This window comes from Mycobacterium sp. 94-17 (genome assembly GCF_035617725.1).
Lineage (GTDB): Bacteria > Actinomycetota > Actinomycetes > Mycobacteriales > Mycobacteriaceae > Mycobacterium.
In genome coordinates, this window is record NZ_JAPIYN010000024.1 from 76,873 (window position 1) to 94,483 (window position 17,611).

General features: G+C 66.9%; 16 protein-coding genes. 7 read left to right on the top strand and 9 right to left on the bottom strand.

Annotation, left to right across the window (positions count from 1 at the left end; all coding sequences use genetic code 11):
- Nucleotides 1–25: 25 nt before the first annotated feature.
- Genes OQ789_RS22520 through OQ789_RS22530 form a run of 3 tightly spaced genes read right to left on the bottom strand, consistent with a single transcriptional unit; the run spans nt 26 to nt 4,086 of the window.
- Nucleotides 26–865, bottom strand: coding sequence for an alpha/beta fold hydrolase (locus OQ789_RS22520; protein ID WP_324688382.1), 840 nt, complete (start codon nt 863–865; stop codon nt 26–28).
- Nucleotides 866–868: 3 nt separating this feature from the next.
- Entirely contained in the window at nt 869–2,560 is a 1,692-nt protein-coding gene (locus tag OQ789_RS22525; protein WP_324688383.1) for a PHA/PHB synthase family protein, read from the bottom strand.
- 2 nt (nt 2,561–2,562) lie between these two features.
- Nucleotides 2,563–4,086, bottom strand: a complete 1,524-nt coding sequence (locus OQ789_RS22530) for a long-chain fatty acid--CoA ligase (RefSeq protein WP_324688384.1) — start codon at nt 4,084–4,086, stop codon at nt 2,563–2,565.
- A 146-nt stretch (nt 4,087–4,232) separates the two neighbouring features.
- Between OQ789_RS22530 and OQ789_RS22535 the strand changes: the two genes are divergently transcribed.
- Both OQ789_RS22535 and OQ789_RS22540 read left to right on the top strand, forming a co-directional pair.
- Complete coding sequence (locus OQ789_RS22535; RefSeq protein ID WP_324688385.1) at nt 4,233–5,426, top strand: helix-turn-helix domain-containing protein; 1,194 nt, start codon at nt 4,233–4,235, stop codon at nt 5,424–5,426.
- Between the two features lie 266 nt (nt 5,427–5,692).
- A complete protein-coding gene (locus tag OQ789_RS22540; protein ID WP_324688386.1) occupies nt 5,693–5,872 on the top strand; it encodes a hypothetical protein in 180 nt (59 codons plus the stop codon).
- Between the two features lie 33 nt (nt 5,873–5,905).
- Here the strand turns inward: OQ789_RS22540 and OQ789_RS22545 are convergent, their stop codons facing one another.
- Nucleotides 5,906–7,192, bottom strand: a complete 1,287-nt coding sequence (locus OQ789_RS22545; protein ID WP_324688387.1) for a PucR family transcriptional regulator — start codon at nt 7,190–7,192, stop codon at nt 5,906–5,908.
- 146 nt (nt 7,193–7,338) lie between these two features.
- On the opposite strand from OQ789_RS22545, the gene OQ789_RS22550 reads away from it, so the two are divergent.
- On the top strand, nt 7,339–9,165 hold the full coding sequence (locus tag OQ789_RS22550; RefSeq protein ID WP_324688388.1) for a DUF3556 domain-containing protein: 1,827 nt from the start codon (nt 7,339–7,341) through the stop codon (nt 9,163–9,165).
- Nucleotides 9,162–10,577, top strand: a complete 1,416-nt coding sequence (locus OQ789_RS22555; RefSeq protein WP_324688389.1) for an NAD(P)/FAD-dependent oxidoreductase — start codon at nt 9,162–9,164, stop codon at nt 10,575–10,577. The genes OQ789_RS22550 and OQ789_RS22555 overlap by 4 nt, the downstream gene beginning before the upstream one ends.
- Before the next feature lie 4 nt (nt 10,578–10,581).
- On the opposite strand, the gene OQ789_RS22560 is transcribed toward OQ789_RS22555, so the two are convergent.
- Genes OQ789_RS22560 through OQ789_RS22575 form a run of 4 tightly spaced genes read right to left on the bottom strand, consistent with a single transcriptional unit; the run spans nt 10,582 to nt 14,774 of the window.
- Nucleotides 10,582–11,589, bottom strand: a complete 1,008-nt coding sequence (locus OQ789_RS22560) for a zinc-dependent alcohol dehydrogenase (RefSeq protein ID WP_324688390.1) — start codon at nt 11,587–11,589, stop codon at nt 10,582–10,584.
- On the bottom strand, nt 11,586–12,779 hold the full coding sequence (locus OQ789_RS22565; RefSeq protein ID WP_324688391.1) for a sulfotransferase: 1,194 nt from the start codon (nt 12,777–12,779) through the stop codon (nt 11,586–11,588). Before OQ789_RS22565 ends, OQ789_RS22560 begins: the two co-directional genes overlap by 4 nt.
- A 4-nt stretch (nt 12,780–12,783) precedes the next feature.
- Complete coding sequence (locus tag OQ789_RS22570) at nt 12,784–13,533, bottom strand: SDR family oxidoreductase (RefSeq protein ID WP_324688392.1); 750 nt, start codon at nt 13,531–13,533, stop codon at nt 12,784–12,786.
- Nucleotides 13,530–14,774, bottom strand: a complete 1,245-nt coding sequence (locus tag OQ789_RS22575) for an alkyl sulfatase dimerization domain-containing protein (RefSeq protein ID WP_324688393.1) — start codon at nt 14,772–14,774, stop codon at nt 13,530–13,532. The genes OQ789_RS22570 and OQ789_RS22575 overlap by 4 nt, the downstream gene beginning before the upstream one ends.
- Before the next feature lie 42 nt (nt 14,775–14,816).
- On the opposite strand from OQ789_RS22575, the gene OQ789_RS22580 reads away from it, so the two are divergent.
- Complete coding sequence (locus OQ789_RS22580; protein WP_324688394.1) at nt 14,817–15,587, top strand: SDR family NAD(P)-dependent oxidoreductase; 771 nt, start codon at nt 14,817–14,819, stop codon at nt 15,585–15,587.
- 2 nt (nt 15,588–15,589) lie between these two features.
- Entirely contained in the window at nt 15,590–16,237 is a 648-nt protein-coding gene (locus tag OQ789_RS22585; RefSeq protein WP_324688395.1) for a TetR/AcrR family transcriptional regulator, read from the top strand.
- On the opposite strand, the gene OQ789_RS22590 is transcribed toward OQ789_RS22585, so the two are convergent.
- On the bottom strand, nt 16,203–17,072 hold the full coding sequence (locus OQ789_RS22590) for a 3-hydroxyacyl-CoA dehydrogenase family protein (RefSeq protein ID WP_324688396.1): 870 nt from the start codon (nt 17,070–17,072) through the stop codon (nt 16,203–16,205). The two genes, OQ789_RS22585 and OQ789_RS22590, sit on opposite strands and share 35 nt — an antisense overlap.
- Nucleotides 17,073–17,237: 165 nt before the next feature.
- Between OQ789_RS22590 and OQ789_RS22595 the strand changes: the two genes are divergently transcribed.
- A partial coding sequence (locus tag OQ789_RS22595; protein WP_324688397.1) for a DUF222 domain-containing protein occupies nt 17,238–17,611 on the top strand: 374 nt, incomplete at its 3' end.

Genomic DNA, 17,611 nt, shown 5'->3' on the forward strand with positions numbered 1-17,611 from the left:
GCGGAAACCGGATTTCGCCATGGCGCTACGCCCGCGAACGTTCACTCAGAAATTCCGCGATGACGGGTGCAAGATCGGGTGCGTTGTGCACCAGGTCGATGTGCCCGCCGTCATGCAGGTGCAGCCGCGAATGAGGCAGCAACGCACGCAGGATGCGCGCGTTGATCGTCGGGATGATCGGGTCGTCGGTGCCCTGCACGATCAGGGTCTGCTGCCGCACCGCGGGCAGCGCGAACAAACTGGTCCAGACCGAACCGGCGAGCAGCTGATGCAGGTAGCCGATCTTGGATCCGGCGTGCAACTGCTTCACGAACAGTCGCGCGACGTCTTCGCCGTGGGCACGCACGGTACCACCGTAGAGTTCACCGGCGATCGCGGCCGCGTAGTCGGGGTCCGAGAATCGGCGCGGGGTAACCATTTTCGCCAGAATCCCCGGATGGGCCGGCACCATGACGGCACCGGTACCGGTCGCTACCAGCACCAGGCGCCGGCAGCGGCGTGGATTCTGAAACGCGAACTGCTGGGCCAGGGCACCGCCCCAGGACAGCCCCAGCACATCCACCACGCCGATCCCGACCTTGGACAACAGCCGTCCCAGCACCCAGGCGAGGTAGGGGAATCCGTACGGCAGCGGCGATGTCGGTGATCCCCCGGTGCCCGGGACGTCGAATCTGACTACCGCGCAGCCCAATTGCTCCACCAGCGGATCCAGGACTTCCAGGCTGGCGCCGATGCCGTTGCACAGCACCAGCGGCACGCCGCTGCCGTTGCGCACGTTGACCCGGATCCGCTGCCCTCCGACGTTGACGTAGCGTTCCTCACCGATCGCGCCCGCCTGGGTCTTGCCACGTTGTGCGCCAGGCATGGCTCACTTCTCCATCACGTAGCTGCCGGGAGCCGGTCCAAGCGGCGGGAGATGTTCTCCACCAAGGGCTTTCGGAGCGTCGGTGTCGGGGCCGCTGCGTTCGGCGAGCCACGCCACGTAGTCCGACCACCACGAATCGGGTGACTTGTGAGCCGAGTCCAGCCATTCTTGCGGATCTTCGGCATCGGCGAGGCCCGACCGGAACGAAGCCTTCGGGTTTCCAGGTGGGTTGACCAGCGCCGCGATGTGACCGTTGGAGGACAGCACGTAGCGGTTGTCCTTGCTGCCGAGCAGACGTGCGCTGCGATAGGTGGCCTGCCAGGGTGAAATGTGATCGGCGATCCCACCGATGACGTACGCGTCGGCGGTCACCTTCGACAGGTCCACCGGGGTGCCCAGCATGCTGACCCCGCCGGGCGTGACCAGCGCGTTCCGCAGCCCCATCAGCACCATGTCGCGGTGCAGGGCAGCGGCCATCCGGGTGGTGTCGGCGTTCCAGAACAACACGTCGAACGCGGCGGGCTTGCGGCCCTGCACGTAGTTGTTCACGACATACCGCCAGACCAGGTCGGTGGGCCGCAGCCACGCGAACATCTCCGCCATGTCACGGCCGTCCAGATACCCTTTCCTGGCCGAGACGCGGATCGCCGCCTGCGCCGCGCGGTCGCTCATCGCGGCGGCGGCGAAGCCGGCCCGGGTCTCGTCCAGCACGGTGACCGCGAGGGTCAGACTGGCGACCCGCTCGCCCTCGCCGATCTCGGCGAGGTGAGCCGCGACCATCGCGGCCAGGATGCCTCCGGAGCAGGTCGCCAGCAGATGGGTGCTGTCGGTTCCGGCGATTTTCTGCACCGCGTCCATTGCCTGGATAATCGCACCGCCGTAGGCATCGAAGCCCCAGTCCTGGTGCCGCGCTTGCGGATTGCGCCACGACATCACGAAGACCTGCTGGCCTTGCTGCACAAAGTATTCGATCATGCTGCGCCCGGGTGCGATGTCCATGATGTAGTACTTGTTGATCACCGGCGGCACCATGAGCAACGGAACCGTGCGCACCTTCTCGGTCTGCGGGACGTACTGAATCAATTCGAACATCGAGGTTTGCAGCACCACCGCTCCCTTGGTGACGGCCACCGTCTCCCCCACCACGTAGGCGTCGGGTTCGACCATCGCCGGCACACGGGGCTTCGAAAGCATGTCCTGGGCAAAGGCTTTCATCCCTCGCAGCGCGCTCAGGCCACCGGTGTCGATCAGGGCTTTCCAACCGAGCGGGCTGATCAGTGGGTTGTTGGTGGGCGCCAGGCCTTCCACGATGTTGTCGACGACGAACTGCATCTTCTCTTTGTCTCGCCAGTCCAACGCGGCGTCGCCGAGCAGCCCCTGGGCGGTCTCGGCACCTGCGAGGTAGGCCTGCATGATTCGGTGCAGCAGCGGATTCTGTTGCCACGCGGGGTCGCTGAAGCGTTTGTCGGCGCGCGCCGGAGCGCGATGAGACGTGCCGGCGGCGATGTTGCGGAGTTCGCGTGTCAGCGTGCCGGCCCGGTCGGCCACCGCGCCGGGGTGCTGCGCGAGGTTGCGGGCGAAGCGCGCCCAGGTGGAGTCCGGCATCATCCGGCCGGCGAATGGCTTCGTGGCACTGGTGAGCAGCAGGTCCAGCGGCGCGGCCAGCTCTTCGACTTCGGGGTTTTGGTCAGCCATGGTTATCGTGCGCTTTCGGTTGTCGGTTCGGTTGCGGGGATGGTGATGTCACGCTTTTGGACCTTGCCGGTCGGTCCCTTGGGCAGCTCCTCGACGAGCCAGACCCGGCGCGGGTACTTGTAGGCGGCCACCCGGGCCTTGACGTAGTCGCGCAGTTCGTCGCCGGTGACCGCGCCCTGCGTCTTGAGGGCGACCGCGGCGCCGACTTCCTCGCCGAGCGAGTCGTGCGGGATGCCGATCACGGCGGCTTCGGCCACCGCCGGGTGCTCGTAGAGCACCTCCTCGATTTCGCGCGGGTAGACGTTGAGTCCGCCGCGGATGATCATGTCCTTGGTGCGGTCGACGATGTAGAAGTAGCCGTCCTCGTCGATGCGTCCGACGTCGCCGGTGTTGAACCAGCCGTCCGGCGTGATCGCGGCGTTGGTGGCGTCGGGCAGGTTCCAGTAGCCCTTCATCACGTTGTGGCCGCGAATCTGGATCTCGCCACGCTCACCCTGCGGAAGCTCGTCCCCGTTCGGGTCGACGACCCGCATCTCGACGCCCTCGATCGGGGTGCCGATCGAGCCCGCCCTGCGGGGCCGGTCCGGGTGATTGAAAGAGGCCACCGGAGAGGTCTCGGACAGCCCGTAGCCCTCCAGGATCATGCAGCCGAACGCATTCTCGAAGTCGGTGAGAACCTGCACCGGCAGCGACGCGCCACCGGAAAGGCAGGCCCGCAGGCTCTGCATCGCCTGTGCCACAGCATCATCCGCGATGCTCAGCAACGCCGAATACATCGTCGGGACGCCCTCGAACACCGTCACGCGGTCGCGCTCGATGATCTCGACCGCCTTACGCGGATCGAACCGAGCGAGCAGGGTCAACGTTGCCCCGGCGAGCACCGACGCGTTGAGGCCTCCGGTCAGACCGAAGACATGGAACAGCGGCAGGCAACCCATCACCACGTCGTCCCGGGTGATCTGCACCAGCCTTCGGACACACACGTCGGCGTTGCGGCCCAGGCTGCCGTGAGTGAGCATGGCGCCCTTGGGTTTTCCCGTCGTGCCGGAGGTGTGCAGGATGACCGCGACGTCCTCGCCGCCGCGTTGCACCGGGGAGTCCTGCGCGGGCAGGCCGGCGATCAGCTCAGCCAGGCCGGCGTCGTCGACCAGCCAGCACCGCGCCCCCGCCTCCCGCGCGCCGGCGGTGGCCTCGTCGGCGAATGCGGGTGTCCCGAACAACACCTTGGCACCGCTGTTGGACAGGTAGTAGGCAACCTCGCGGGATTTGAGCAGCGGATTCATCGGGACGGCGACGGCGCCGCGATACATCACGCCGTAGAACGCGACGGCGAATGCGGGCGTGTTGGGCAGCATCAGGCCCACGCGGTCGCCCGGCTCGACGCCGGCCCGCTCGAGCAGGGTCGCCACCCGCGCGGCGGCCGCGTCGAACTCGGCGTAGGTGAACTGCAGATCGTCGCAGCGCAGCGCGACGCGGTCGGGGTGACGATTCTTCGCGGCAACAAGATTGGCGCTGAGTGTGGTCATGAGATAGCTCCGGGGGAAGTGCTTGCTTTGCTTACATCCAGGATCGGCCAGGCGGCCGCGGGCAACAATGTTCGCGCCGACAACACCCGGCCCGGTTCGGTGTCACCACGCACACCCGCCGATGAGCGGGCCTATGGTTTGCGGGTATGGGCGTTGATCCCCACGTGATCGAGCTCGGCAAGCTCATGCTGGCCCGGGCGCCGAGTTTGGGCGATGCGATGGCGGATCTGCTGTGCCGTGAAATCGAGGCCTACCGCGACGGTTCCGTCGTCACCAAGGACGACGTTCGCGAAAGTTGCGTGGCGAACGTGACATTCATCTTCGACTCGCTCGCCTCCCATACCGACGCCCCCGATATCGATGTAGCGCCGGCCGAGCGCACCGGCGTCGCCCGCGCGCTCACCGGCGTGCCGCTGCCCGCGGTGATGACCGCCTACCGGATCGGATTCCGGTTCATGTGGGAGCAGACCCTGGACACCGCTCGGGCCGCGTCCATACCCACCGACTCGATCCTGAGCGCCACCGCGCGGGTCTTCCTCGCGCAGGACACCTTCACCCAGGCGATGAGCAGCGCCTACCGCCAGCAATTGACCGCGCAGCTCCTCGAGCGGGAGGAAGAGCGATCGGCGCTGGTCGAAGCGCTGCTGTCGCATCGAATCACCGGCACCCAGAGCCTGTGGGAGGCCGCAGACCTGCTCAGGCTGCCGACGTCGGGACCCTACGTCGTGGTGGCGGCGGAACTGCCCGCGATCGGCAAGCTGGGACTGCCCGCCATCGAGAACAAGCTGTCCGCGCGCGACATCCGGTCGGCATGGCGGCTGCTGCCCGACATGCAGGTCGGCATCGTCCACCTGCGCGGTCCCGCGCCGGACGATGCGCTCAGGATGGCCCTCGACGTGCTACGACAGGCGGCGAGGGCGCGCGTGGGCATCAGCCCGCCGTTCAACGACCTCGCCGAAACCGGTGACGCACTGCGCTTCGCCCGGATCGCGGTCAGCGGAAAACCATCGGCCGATTCGCTGGTTGCCGTCTTCGACGCCAGCCCGCTCGCCATCGCCGCGGTCAGCGACCCGGAGACGATGGCGAAGGTCAAGTCGTCGCTGCTGTCCCGGCTCGACGAACTGCCGATCGAGGAACGCGCGGTGCTGCTCGACACCTTCGAAGCGTGGCTGCAAGCCGGCGGGTCGGCCAACGACACCGCGGCCAGGATCTATTGCCATCCCAATACCGTGCGGCACCGGCTGCGCCGCATCGAGGAGTTGACCGGCCGAACATTGTCGCGCCCGAGGGACATCGCCGAGTTGTGTCTGGTGTTCGAAATCGAGCGGCTGCTGCCGTAGTGCGGCGGGCAGGGCGCTGACGAGAACCGTGACGCCGAGGCCGATCAGCCGGCAGCGCAGCGAGGTGCGGGACGCCCCGGCTTCGACGGGCTTTGTCGCCAGAAGATAAAAGCTGGGCACAACTTGATTGCCAGGCGACATCGCCATGCTGATCCGGCGCGGCTAGGTTTCGTCACGAACACAGCGTCGAATTCAACCTCGGCTCGAAGTATCAACTCCCACAACCTATCCCAGCGACCCGCGCCGCAGAGAAATGTGAGTCAACCATGTCCAGCCTCATCACGTCCTACCTGACCATCGCCGCAATGCTCGTCCTGATCACCTTCCCGGTTCTGGTTCCGGCGCTCATCACCGCCGTCCACGCCGTCGTGCGCCGTGGCTCCGGACGGGCCGGCGCTGCGCGCTACTTGCCCACAGCATCTCGCCGGGTCGTCTCCGCCGCATAGCCCAACTCACCGAAGCCCGGTGGCCCGGCTGGGCTACCGGGCTTTTTGCTGCAGCACGGCGGCGCCGTACCAGCGACAGGCGAGCAACGCCAGCTCCACGTCCAGCCGGTCGCCGCCGATCTCGCGGCCGCGCCGGGCCACGGCGCGGCCGACCCGGTACTTCACCGAGTTGAAGTGCATGTTGAGTTCCTCGGCGGCCACCTTGTAGCTGGCGCCGCAACCCAGATAGACCCGCAACGTCTCGCGGAGCCGCCCGTCGTTCTCGGTATCGCCCGCGAGCTCGCCCAGCACGTCGGCCACCCACTCGCGAATACCGGCGACGTCGCCACCGAGCCGCGCCACCACGGACAAACCGGGGTCGTTGGCGGCGGTCACCGACGGCGCGCTCCCCTCGCTGACGATCGCGACGCCACGAGCCTGCGCCGCCTCCCGGTGTGAGCGCCGAAAGCCGTCGACGCCGCCGGACGTCGTCCCGATCGCCACGCTGGGCGAATCGGGTCTGGTCTGGGCGAACCGGCGAAGCGCCTCGACGGCATCGCCGCCCGCCGTTCGATACGGCAGCCAACCCCAACCACAGCTGCGGTCCGCCGCGACGAACAGCGGAGCCGCGTCCACGCCGGTGACTTCGCCGAGTTCGCGGACAAACCGTTGCAGCCGGGGAAGTTCGTCGACATCGGCACTGTGATCGCGGACCCACATGACCAGCCCCAGGTGGTGCCAGCGCAGCGGATAGCGGATCGCCGTGCTTGCCGCATCGACATCGATGGTCTTGGTTGCGGCCAGGATCTCGCGCACCCGCACTCCGCGCAGGCTGTTCTGGCTTTCCAGCCACCGTTCCCGTTCGTCTTCGTAGACGGCGACCACTTGTTGCGACATCCAGTCGATGTAGTCGAATATCGCGGCGCTGATGGCCTCGATCACCGCGACGCGCCCGGGCTCGGGGATATCGGTCGCGCGCAATTCGGCGAAAATCAGCTCGTTCATCCGGCGCTGGCCCAGCCGGTAGGCGCGCACCAGCGCGTTCACCGGCACCCCGTGCTGGGCCAGCCGGCGCGCGTACTCCAGCGCCGCGGTAGGCGCCTCGACCCGTTCGACGGCGATGTTGTAGCGCAACGCATGCAACATGGTGTCCACGTTGCCTTCGACGCTGGCCCCGAGCAGTTCCATGATTCGCGCGTCGCGGCGCAGATCGGGTATCTGGCCTTCGAGGGCACCGTGAACATCCGACGTCACGTCGGCCAGCCGATCATGCAACCGGGTCGCGATCTCGGCGACGTAGCGGTCCACGGCCACGTCGTCGTCGAGGCGTTCTTTCCGCACCCCACTGACGTTAGCCCCCGCGGTTGTTGCGCGACGATAATGCCGCCGCCGGGTTTTGTCGATTCGCGACTTTGTCGCACCGCACCCGATTCCTAACGTTGTCCGCAGTCGTGCTCGCCAGCCATCACAACCCCAGGAGCAATGAAATGGGATTCACAAAACCGGCTCTGCCTTCATTCGACCCGGACGCGTTCCTTCGCAAGCCGCTCCTGGAGCGAGTGCGGATCCTCGTCGGCGAATGGGCCGAAAACGGTTTCGGCGCACCGCGAATGGTCCACACCATCTACATCCTGAAGCTGGTCGTCTTCTTCGCGATCGGCGGAATCACGCTCGCGACGGCGACATCGGGGCTGCCCGCCTTCTGGCACGTGACCCAATGGTGGAACCAGCCGATCGTCTACCAGAAGGTCATCCTGTGGACGGTGCTGCTCGAGGCCGTCGGCGTCGCAGGCTCCTGGGGTCCGCTGGCCGGCAAGGTCAAACCGATGACCGGCGGCATCCTATTCTGGGCCCGACCGGGAACCATCCGGCTACGGCCGTGGAAGTGGGTGCCCTTCACCGACGGCGACCGGCGCACCTGGTTCGACATCGCGGTCTACCTGGGGCTGTTGGTGTCCCTGGCGGTCGCGCTGCTGGCACCGGGCGTGCACACCGACGGGCTGTCGAAAGCGTTGCCGCACAACATATCCGGGTTAGTGAATCCGGCACTGCTGATCGCGCCGATGGCGCTGCTGGTGCTGATCGGCGTGCGGGACAAGACCATATTCCTGGCCGCCCGCGGTGAGCAGTACTTCCCGGCGCTGTTCTACTTCGCCGCGCTGCCGTACGTGAACATGATCATCGCGCTCAAGATGCTGATCGTGGTCGTGTGGGTCGGTGCCGGCTTCTCGAAGTTCGGCAAGCATTTCTCCAACGTCATTCCGCCGATGGTCAGCAACACGATATTCGCGCCCAAGTTCGTGCGGCGGGCCCATTACCGTGACTTCGGGCGCGACATGCGGCCCTCGAAGCTGGCGGAGTTCATGGCGCACGTCAATGGCACCACGGTGGAAATCGCCGCCCCGCTGGTCCTGTTCTTCTCGACGAACAAGTGGCTGACGTTGGCCGCGGCACTGCTGATGGTGGGGTTCCACCTGTTCATCATCTCGACGTTCCCGCTCGCGGTGCCGCTGGAATGGAACGTCGTCTTCGCCTATACCACGATCTTCTTGTTCCTCGGGTTCCCGAACTGGAATGGATACGCGCCGTGGAACATGACTCCCGCGTGGCTGGCCCTGGTGATCGCCGCCGGGCTGCTGTTCTTCCCGATCCTGGGCAACCTGCGGCCGGACAAGGTGTCGTTTCTGCCCTCGCTGCGGCAGTACGCCGGCAACTGGGCGTCGGCGGTATGGGCGTTCGCCCCGGGCGCGGAGGCGAAGCTGAACCGGGTCACTCGCTCCGCCGGGAACCAGGTCGACCAGTTCGTCGCGTTCGGCTACGAACCGGCGTTGGCAGAGATCACCGCGCAGAAGACCATCGCGTGGCGGAGCATGCACAGCCAGGGCCGCGGCCTGTTCTCCCTGCTGTTGACGCACCTGCCGGACATCGACACGCGCACCGTGCGGGAGGGCGAGTTCCTGTGCAACTCCGTCGTCGGGTTCAACTTCGGCGACGGCCACCTGCACAACGAGGACTTCATCCGCGCAGTGCAGAGCGAAGCCGGCTTCGAGCCGGGCGAGTGCGTCATCGCCTGGGTGGAGTCCGAGGCCTTCGGCAGCGGTGTGCAGCACTACCAGCTGATCGACGCCGCGCTCGGGGTGATCGAGCGGGGCACCTGGAACGTCGCCGACGCGGTCGCCGAGCAGCCGTGGCTGCCCAACGGGCCCATCCCGCTTAAGGTGGAATGGTCGCTGCGCGGCACCGGCCCCGCCTCGGCGCGGACGGATCAGGATCACGGTCACGGTCACGGTCACGGTCACGGAGTATTGGCATGAGCACCGCGGTGGTGGTGGGCGGCGGGCCCAACGGCCTGGCCGCCGCCATATCCCTGGCGGCCGCAGGCGTGCAGGTCACCGTCCTCGAGGCCGCCGATGAGGTCGGCGGTGGCGCCCGCAGCGGCGAGGCGATCATCCCCGGCCTGCTGCACGACCACTGCTCGGCGATCCACCCGATGGCCGTCGGCTCCCACTTCCACAGCGAGGCCGGACTCCAGCGTTATGGCCTGTCATGGCGCTTGCCGGAGATCGACTGCGTGCACCCGCTCGACGACGGCGGCGCAGGCGTGCTGTACCGGTCGGTGGAACAGACCGCGGCCGGTCTGGGGCGCGACGGGTCGCGGTGGCGGCTCGCGTTCGGCGGGCCGGTGGCGCGCTTCGACCTGCTGAACGAGGACATCATGGGGCCGCTGCTGCGGTTGCCGGATCACCCTTTGGCGCTGGCCCGTTTCGGAGCTCCCACCGTGTTACCCGCGTCCACGCTCGCCCGGCTGTTCCGTACCGACGAGGCGCGCGCGTTGTTCGGAGGTGTTGCGGCCCATGCCTTCCGACCGCTGCACTATCCGATGACGTCCGCGATCGGGCTGGGCATCATCACCGCGGGCCACCGGCACGGCTGGGCGGTGGCCGCGGGCGGATCGCAGTCGATCACCAACGCGATGGTGTCGCTGCTGGGTGAGCTGGGTGCCAAGATCGAGACCGGCGTGCGGGTTTGGGAGGCATCGCAGCTGCCGCCGGCCGACGTCACCATGTTTGATTTGGCGCCCGGCGCGGTCGCCAGCATCCTGGGCGAGCGGCTGCCGCACCGGGTTCGCAAGGCCTTCAACAGGTTTCGTCGGGGCCCCGGGGCGTTCAAGGTCGACTTCGCCGTCGAGGGCGGCGTGCCCTGGACGAATCCCGACGCCCACCGCGCCGGCACGGTGCACCTGGCCGGGACCTACGCCGAGCTTGCCGCGACCGAGCGCGATATCCACGCCGGGCGGATGCCGGACCGGCCGTTCGTGTTAATCGGGCAGCAGTATCTGGCGGACCCGCAGCGCTCGGTGGGCAACGTCCACCCGGTGTGGACCTATGCGCATGTGCCCAACGGCTATACCGGCGACGCGACCGAGGCGATCATCGGCCAGATCGAGCGGTTCGCGCCCGGCTTCCGGGACCGCATCGTCGGCCAGGCGGTCCGCACCACCACACAGATGGGTTCCTACAACCTCAACTATGTCGGCGGCGATATCATGACCGGCGCCAAGGACATTCGGCAGCTGACGTTCGGCCCGCGAATCACACTGTCGCCGTACACCATTGGCGTGCCCGGGATGTACATCTGCTCGGCGGCCACCCCGCCGGGGCCCGGCGCGCACGGCATGTGCGGCGCCAACGCCGCACGGCTTGCCCTCGGCTACCTCGCCAGGTAGGACACTAGAACGTAACCACGACCTTGTCGGCGGCGCCGGGCGTTGTCGCCAGTTTCAGTGCCGCCCCGACGTCGTCGAACGCGACGGTGTGGCTGACGATCAGCGCGTATTTCTCCCAGTTCGCGACGAGGTCCTTGGTCACCTGGAAAATCTCGTCGGGATAGCCCATGGACCCCACGATGGTGATCTCGTTGCTCATCACGTTGACGAATTCGACCGGGACCGGTTCCTTATGCACGCCAACGATTCCCAGAGTGGCGCCCTTCTGAGCGGCGGCCAGCGCGGTGTTCACGACGGCCGGCACGCCCGCGGCGTCGAGATAGATGTCGGTGCCTGCCTTGCCGGGGAACATCGACTCGCCCGCACCGTGCAGCTCGATCAGCCGCTTGACGACGTCCTCGTCGGTGGAGTTGATGACGGCGTCAGCGCCGATCCGCAGCGCCTTATCGAGGCGACTCGAGATCAGGTCGATGACCACGACATGTTGCACACCAAGGGATTTGAACGCCAGCGTCGCACCCAGCCCGATCGGGCCGGCCCCGAAGATGGCGACCTTGTCCGACGGGTGGGGTTTGCACTGGTTTGCGCCGTGGCGCGCGACGGCCATCGGTTCGTTGAGGGCGGCGACCTCCCATGGGATATGGTTCGGGATGACTTCGAGACTCGTTCCGCGGACGGCCTTTTCGACCAACAGATAGTTCGCGAGGGCCCCGGCGGGTCCGCCGTTGCCGATGATGCCACCCGGCGCCGCCATCGGATTGATGACGACGTGGTCGCCGACGGCAATCCCGGCCACCCTGTCGCCGACCTCGACGACTTCGCCCGCGGGCTCGTGGCCGAGCGGCGTATGCTCCTGGCGCGGCGGCACACCGCCGATCGTGATGTAGAACGCGTCCGAGCCGCAGATGCCGCAGGCCCGCATTCGGACCAACACGTCGTCCGGTCCGGCGTGTGGTCGTTGCGCGTCGACGACCTCTGCCGTGCCCGGCCCGGTGATCACGCACGCTTTCATGGTGTGCCTTCCAGTTCGATATCGAAGGTATCCAGGTATTCGGCGAAGACCGGTTCGAGTTGTTCGACGCTCAGTCCGTACTGGTCGAGGCTGTAGGCGTTGAGCGCGAACAAATCCTGCGGGTGCGCGGCGAGCCAATTGCGCATGCGCGCCTCGGTTTCGGCGGTCAGCGGTTCGTCTGCCCACTCGTAGATGCGCCGCATGACGTCCATCGGGTCGCGCATCATCTCCTGGTAGTACATGTGGAAGAAGCGTTCGTCGCCGATGCGGTCGCGCGCCCGCAGCGGGCGATCGACGTGGTAACCCATCTGCCACATCGCGGCGCGACCCATCTCCGTCTGATCCACCAGCTCGGTGTTCATCACCAGGCGCTGTGGCAGCCGCCACAGGTTGCACAACGAGCCCGTCGCCTTGTACGGGTCGCGGTGCGCCCAAATCAATCGCGCATCCGGGAACACCTTCAGCAACGCTTCGATGTGCACCGAGTGCGACGGCATCTTCAGGCTCCAGCTACCGGGCGCTTTCGATTGCAGCACTTGCAGATAACGCTTCTGGTATTCGTAGGTGCTGGTCATGTCGGCCTCGTCGAAAAGCCACCGCGCGTAGCGATCCGTCGGCAGGAACGAGTCCCAGGACAGGCCCTTGAAGTCCTGGTTGTGGATGAACATGTCCTCGGTGGGTCCGTCGGCGTCTTCCCAGTGCGGCAGCGGCATTTTCGCCTTTTTGACGAACTCGAGGATGTTGCGCTGTTCCTCGAGGAGGGCCAGACACCGCGGATCGGTGCGCAGCATCTCGGTGCCGGCCGGCGGTATCGGGTGCACGCACTGCCAGTGCAGCAGCGAGCGGCGTGCCGGGTCCTGGTCGAGCAGGTAGCTGATCACCGTGGTGCCGGTGCGCGGCATGCCGAGCACGATCAGCGGCCGCTCCACCGGCGTGTCCAGCACTTCGGGGTGGGACTGAATATAGTCGTGCACCAGCATGCGCCGGCCCAGGGCGTCGGTGGCGTCGCCCAACACTCGATCCCGGCCGAAAGGGGTGAGGGCCGGAGAGTTGTTGACCTCGTCGACGATGAGTCCCAATCCGTCTCGCCAAGAGACGGAGTCGATTTCGGTCACCCCGGCGCGTTGGGAGGCCAGCCGGAAGACGTCGTCGGCCGTATTGATCTCGGCCAATTCGTTTGGATCACCCATGATCTCAGACCGTCAGGTACCCGCCGTCGACGGCGATGGTGCTGCCGGTGATGTAGGACGCCGCGTCGGTACACAGGAACAACACCGCGCCCGCGCAGTCTTGCGGTGTTCCCGGTCTGCCCAGTGGCGTGTGGAAGCCGATCTCCACGTCCATGACGGCAGCAATTCCCATGGCGGGGCGCGTCATCCGGGTGTCGATGAGCCCGGGTGCGATCGCGTTGACCCGGATTCCGTCATTGGCCCAGCGGCGGGACAGGTTCATCGTCAGGGCGATCAGGCCCATCTTCGACGAGGCATACCCGGGGACGAAGACCGCGGAGCGGAACGCGGACATCGAGACGACGCTGACCACACTGGCGCCCCCGGGCGCCCGGCTCGCCTTGAGCAGTTCGTAACAACGCATGGTCAGCCGCATGGGGCCGAACATGTTCTGCGCCACCGATGCGACGTAGCCGTCGGGGTCGTATTCGTCGCCCGCCGGATAGGGCCCGCCCGCGTTGTTGACCAGGATGTCGAGTTCGCCGAGTGAATCCGCCAGCGCGTCAACGGAATCGGGCTCTTGAATCTGGCATTGACGGTAGGTGAACGCGCGCAGTTCCGTCTCGGGATAGTCGTCGGCCGACGTGCGGGTCCCGGTCACCGTGACCGACGCGCCGGCCCCGGCGAATTCGGCCGCGATCGCGTTGCCGATCCCGCTGGTGCCACCGGTCACCAGCACCTTGGCGCCGGTGAAATCGAAGGTCAGGGAATTCATTCGGGCGTCCTCAATTCGTTGATGTGTTTGGTGAGCCAGGCTCTCTTCCAGAAGTTGTCGGTGTCGGCCAGCAGCGCCTCGTGCGCGTCGGCGGCTACCGCGCGCCCCGCCGGGTGAGCGGGCTCGACGGCCAGCACGAGGTCGGTGAGGTGCAGCGCCTGCACCGGGCGCCCGCCCGCGACGTGGGTGTGGGCCGCCTCGACCAGCGCGTCGGCACCCGCGGCGCGTACCAGGTCCGCGGCCACCGATCCCGGCGCCACCCCGTAGAGCTCGGTGGTGGAGCGGTGCTGAAACCACCCGGCATACATCTCCCAAATGCCACGCACATTCCACGACGTCTGGCCGTACCCTTCGCCCACGTCGAGATGCTCGGGCACCCGGACCTCACGCATGGCCGTGTAGAGGTCGGTGCCGGCGTTCATCAACTCGACGGTGCGGTCGTGCACGGCCTGCATCGCGTCGCGCATCGCGGTGACTTCTCCGGCGATCAGATCGGCACCTTCGATCGGGGCGAAATGGCCGGTGATTAGCCGCTCCGGACCGTATTCCAGCACAGCGTTCAGGGCCTCGATGTACAGAATGGGGTCGCGGTAGCGGTCGCCGCGAATGGTCATCAGGTTGGGAACGTGCCCAAACAGCGGCCCGAACAGGTTGCCGGTGAACAGGGTTCGGTCCTCGGGCAGCCAGACCACCAGCGCGTCAGTGGTCTCACCGCCCGGTGTCCACGTCAGCTCGAAGGTGCGCCCGCCGAGGTTCAACGAGTGGTGGCGGTCGAATGTCGTGGTCGGCTCGGGAAAGGAGAAGTCGATCGTGGCCGGATCGATCGTCTTGAAGTGCCCCATCACGGCGTCGGAGAACTTCTGGAACGCAAACGACGTCTTGGGTACGCGGTATCCCATCAGCCGATGGTTGTCGTCGCGCCAGTAACGGTAGTTGCGGTGCATCACGATCTCGGTGCCCTCGTCGCGCAGCGAGTTCACTCCGCCCCAGTGGTCGGCGTGTCCCTGGGTGACGATGATTGCCCGCGTCGGCCCGGCCACGTCGGCAAACGCGTTGCGGTGCAATGGTCCTTCGAAGACCAGCCCGGCGTTGACGATGACGCGTCCCTCGTCGGTGGTTATCGCGTAGGAGTTGGAGACGCCCGGCGACATCCAGACGCCGGCGCCCAGGGGCTGCGCGGGGCTGTCCGTCGCCGCCGAGAGGTCGTCGGCGCCGGGGCGCTCGCGATGAATCCCTGCCATGACTGGCGATCCTCTACAGTTCTAGAGGTAAAGTCAATATCCATGGGACTCCAAGGTCTGACCGACAAGGTCGCGATTGTGGTCGGCGGCGCCACCGGCATCGGCGCGGCGACGGCCGCAAGGTTGGGCAGGGAAGGCTGCCGCGTGGTCATCGGCGACATCGCCGACGACGCCGCGCGCCGGACCGCCGAACGCATCTGCGCCGCGGGCGGCACGGCGTCCAATGTCGCCGCCGACCTCGCCGATCCCGAGTCGATGGCCGGCTTAATCAATTCCGCCGCAACCGCTTTCGGTGGTGTTGACCTGCTGTTCAACGTGGGCGCGGATATGAGTACCATCCGCGCCGACACCGACGTCGTCGACATCGACTTCGACGTCTGGGACCGCGTCATGACGGTGAACCTGCGCGGGTATGTGGCCGCGATGAAATACGCCATCCCGCAGATGTTGCGCCGAGGCGGCGGGGCCATCGTCAACATGTCCTCGGCGGCGGCGTTCCAGGGCGAACCCGCGCGACCCGCCTACGCCACGGCCAAGGCCGGCATCGGGGCGCTGACACGGCACGTCGCGTCGCGGTGGGGGAAGGAAGGCATCCGGTGTAACGCGGTGGCGCCCGGCTTCACCGCTACCGAGATGATCCGCTCCGTGCCGCAGTGGCCGGACCTCGAGGCCGGCGCACTCAAACGCATCCGCGGCACCCGCGTCGGCGATCCCAACGACATCGCGGCACTGGTCGCGTTCCTGCTGTCCGCCGAAGGCGAGTGGATCAACGGTCAGGTCGTCAACATCGACGGCGGCACGGTCCTGCGTTGACCATGACCACACGCAAGAGGGACGGCGACGAGCGTCGCCGCAAACTGTGCGACGCGGCGATCCGGGTGCTGGCCGAGCACGGATCCCGCGGCCTGACGCACGGGCAGGTCGACCGCGTTGCCGGCGTCCCGGAGGGCACCACGTCGTACTACTACCGCACCCGCGCGGCCCTGCTGCGCGGAGTCGGCCAGCGGGTTGCGCAGATCGATGTGGCCAACCTGCAGTCGGTGATCGACGAACCGCTCGATCCGCTGTCACCCTTCGCACACCTGGCCCGGCTCACCATGATTCAGGCCCACGGGCCGGGCCTCATGCTCAACAGGGCGCGCCACGAACTGCTGCTCGGCGCCGCACGCGATCCCGGTCTCGCCGATACGTCGCAGGTGTTCGTTGCCCGGATCAATGGCATGGCCCGTGACGCCATCGCCCACCTGCAGCCGGACACCCGCGACCCGGCGCTCCTGGACGCGCAGACCACCGCGGTCACCACGTTCATCGCCGGTGTCTTCACCCGACTGGCCGCCGGTGACCGCGACGTCGGGGACGCGGGGAATCTGAGCCGTCTGCTCGAGGCGGTGGCCACCGCGGTGGCGCTCACGGCGCAGGGCAATCCGATCAACGGTACGAGTAGAAGCCCTCGCCGGTCTTGATGCCGAGCTTGCCTTCGTCGACATAGGCCTGCAACAGCTTCCGCACATTCTGCGGTAGGTGCGGAAGCTCTGCGGCGTAATGGTTCTCGATGTCGAGCACGACGTCGAGACCGACCAGATCCATCATCTGAAACGGCCCGGCCGGTACGCCCCAGTTGACCTTGAACATGCCGTCGACGTCCTCCGGGCGCGCGACGCCCTCGGCGACGACGGCCAGCGACTCGCGCTTGATGGCCGCCCAGATGCGATTGAAGATGAAGCCGGTGCATTCCTTGCGTGCTTCGAAAGGGTGAACACCGAACTCGGGCAGGACCGTCAGCAAGGTGTCGAGCAGGCCACGGTCCGTTTCGCCATCCGACATCAGGTCGACCCCGTTGACTTCCGGCGGCATGTAGAAGTGCGCATTGCACAACCGCGTTCTGTCCCGCACCTTTTCGGCCATCAGGCGCGACGGGAACGACGACGAGTTGGTCGCGAAGATGGTTCCCGGCGGCGCGGCCCGGTCGATCTCGCCCCACAGCGGAATCTTGACGTCGAGGCGCTCCGGGACGGACTCCACCGCCAGCCATGTGCCGTCCAGCGCCTCCTCTAGCGTTGCCGCGCCGGTTGCGCTACCCGCTTCACCAAAGCCTCTGTTCCGCAACAGCGTCGGAAGGTTCTCCGCGACGTATCGCGTCGCCTCGGCGCGCTGTTCGGGGCGACGGGCGTAGATGCGCACCGCTCCCCCGCGGCTGGCCAGCATCAGCGCGATGCGCCGGCCCAGCGTTCCCGCGCCGATCACCGCCACCGGGAGGTCCCGGATTTCGTCGAATGTGTAGGTATACGAGCCGTTCACATCCGCATGCTAGCCCGCAGCCACGACAGCGGGATCGTCGCCGAACCACAAAGATATGCGCGTGGTTGTCTTCGGCCGACAAGTCGCTTAAAAATCTTGTGTCACTTATGTTTCAGGAGTCACTGTCCACGGATTCTTGTCGGTGGGCTCCGATAGCTTCGGGTTGTGAGTGTTGATCGCGAAGCGTTGTCGGCGGCGTGGGATGCGCTGGACGCGGCGTTCGACGAGGTGGCCGCGTTCGACTGCACGGCGTTGACCACCCCCGAACAGTTGGCGATGCTGGCGCGTTGCGAGAAGCTACGCCGCCAGCTACCGGCCCTGGAACACCCGCTGATCAATTCCCTTGCCCACCAAGCCACGCCCACGGAATTGGGCGCCACACTGCCGCACGCGATCGCCGACGCGACACTGATCAGCCACGCCGACGCCACCCGCCGCGTCACCGACGCCGCCGAACTCGGTCCCCGCCACGGACTCACCGGCCAACCGCTGGCACCCGCGCTGGCCGCCACCGCGACCGCGCAACGCCACGGCACCCT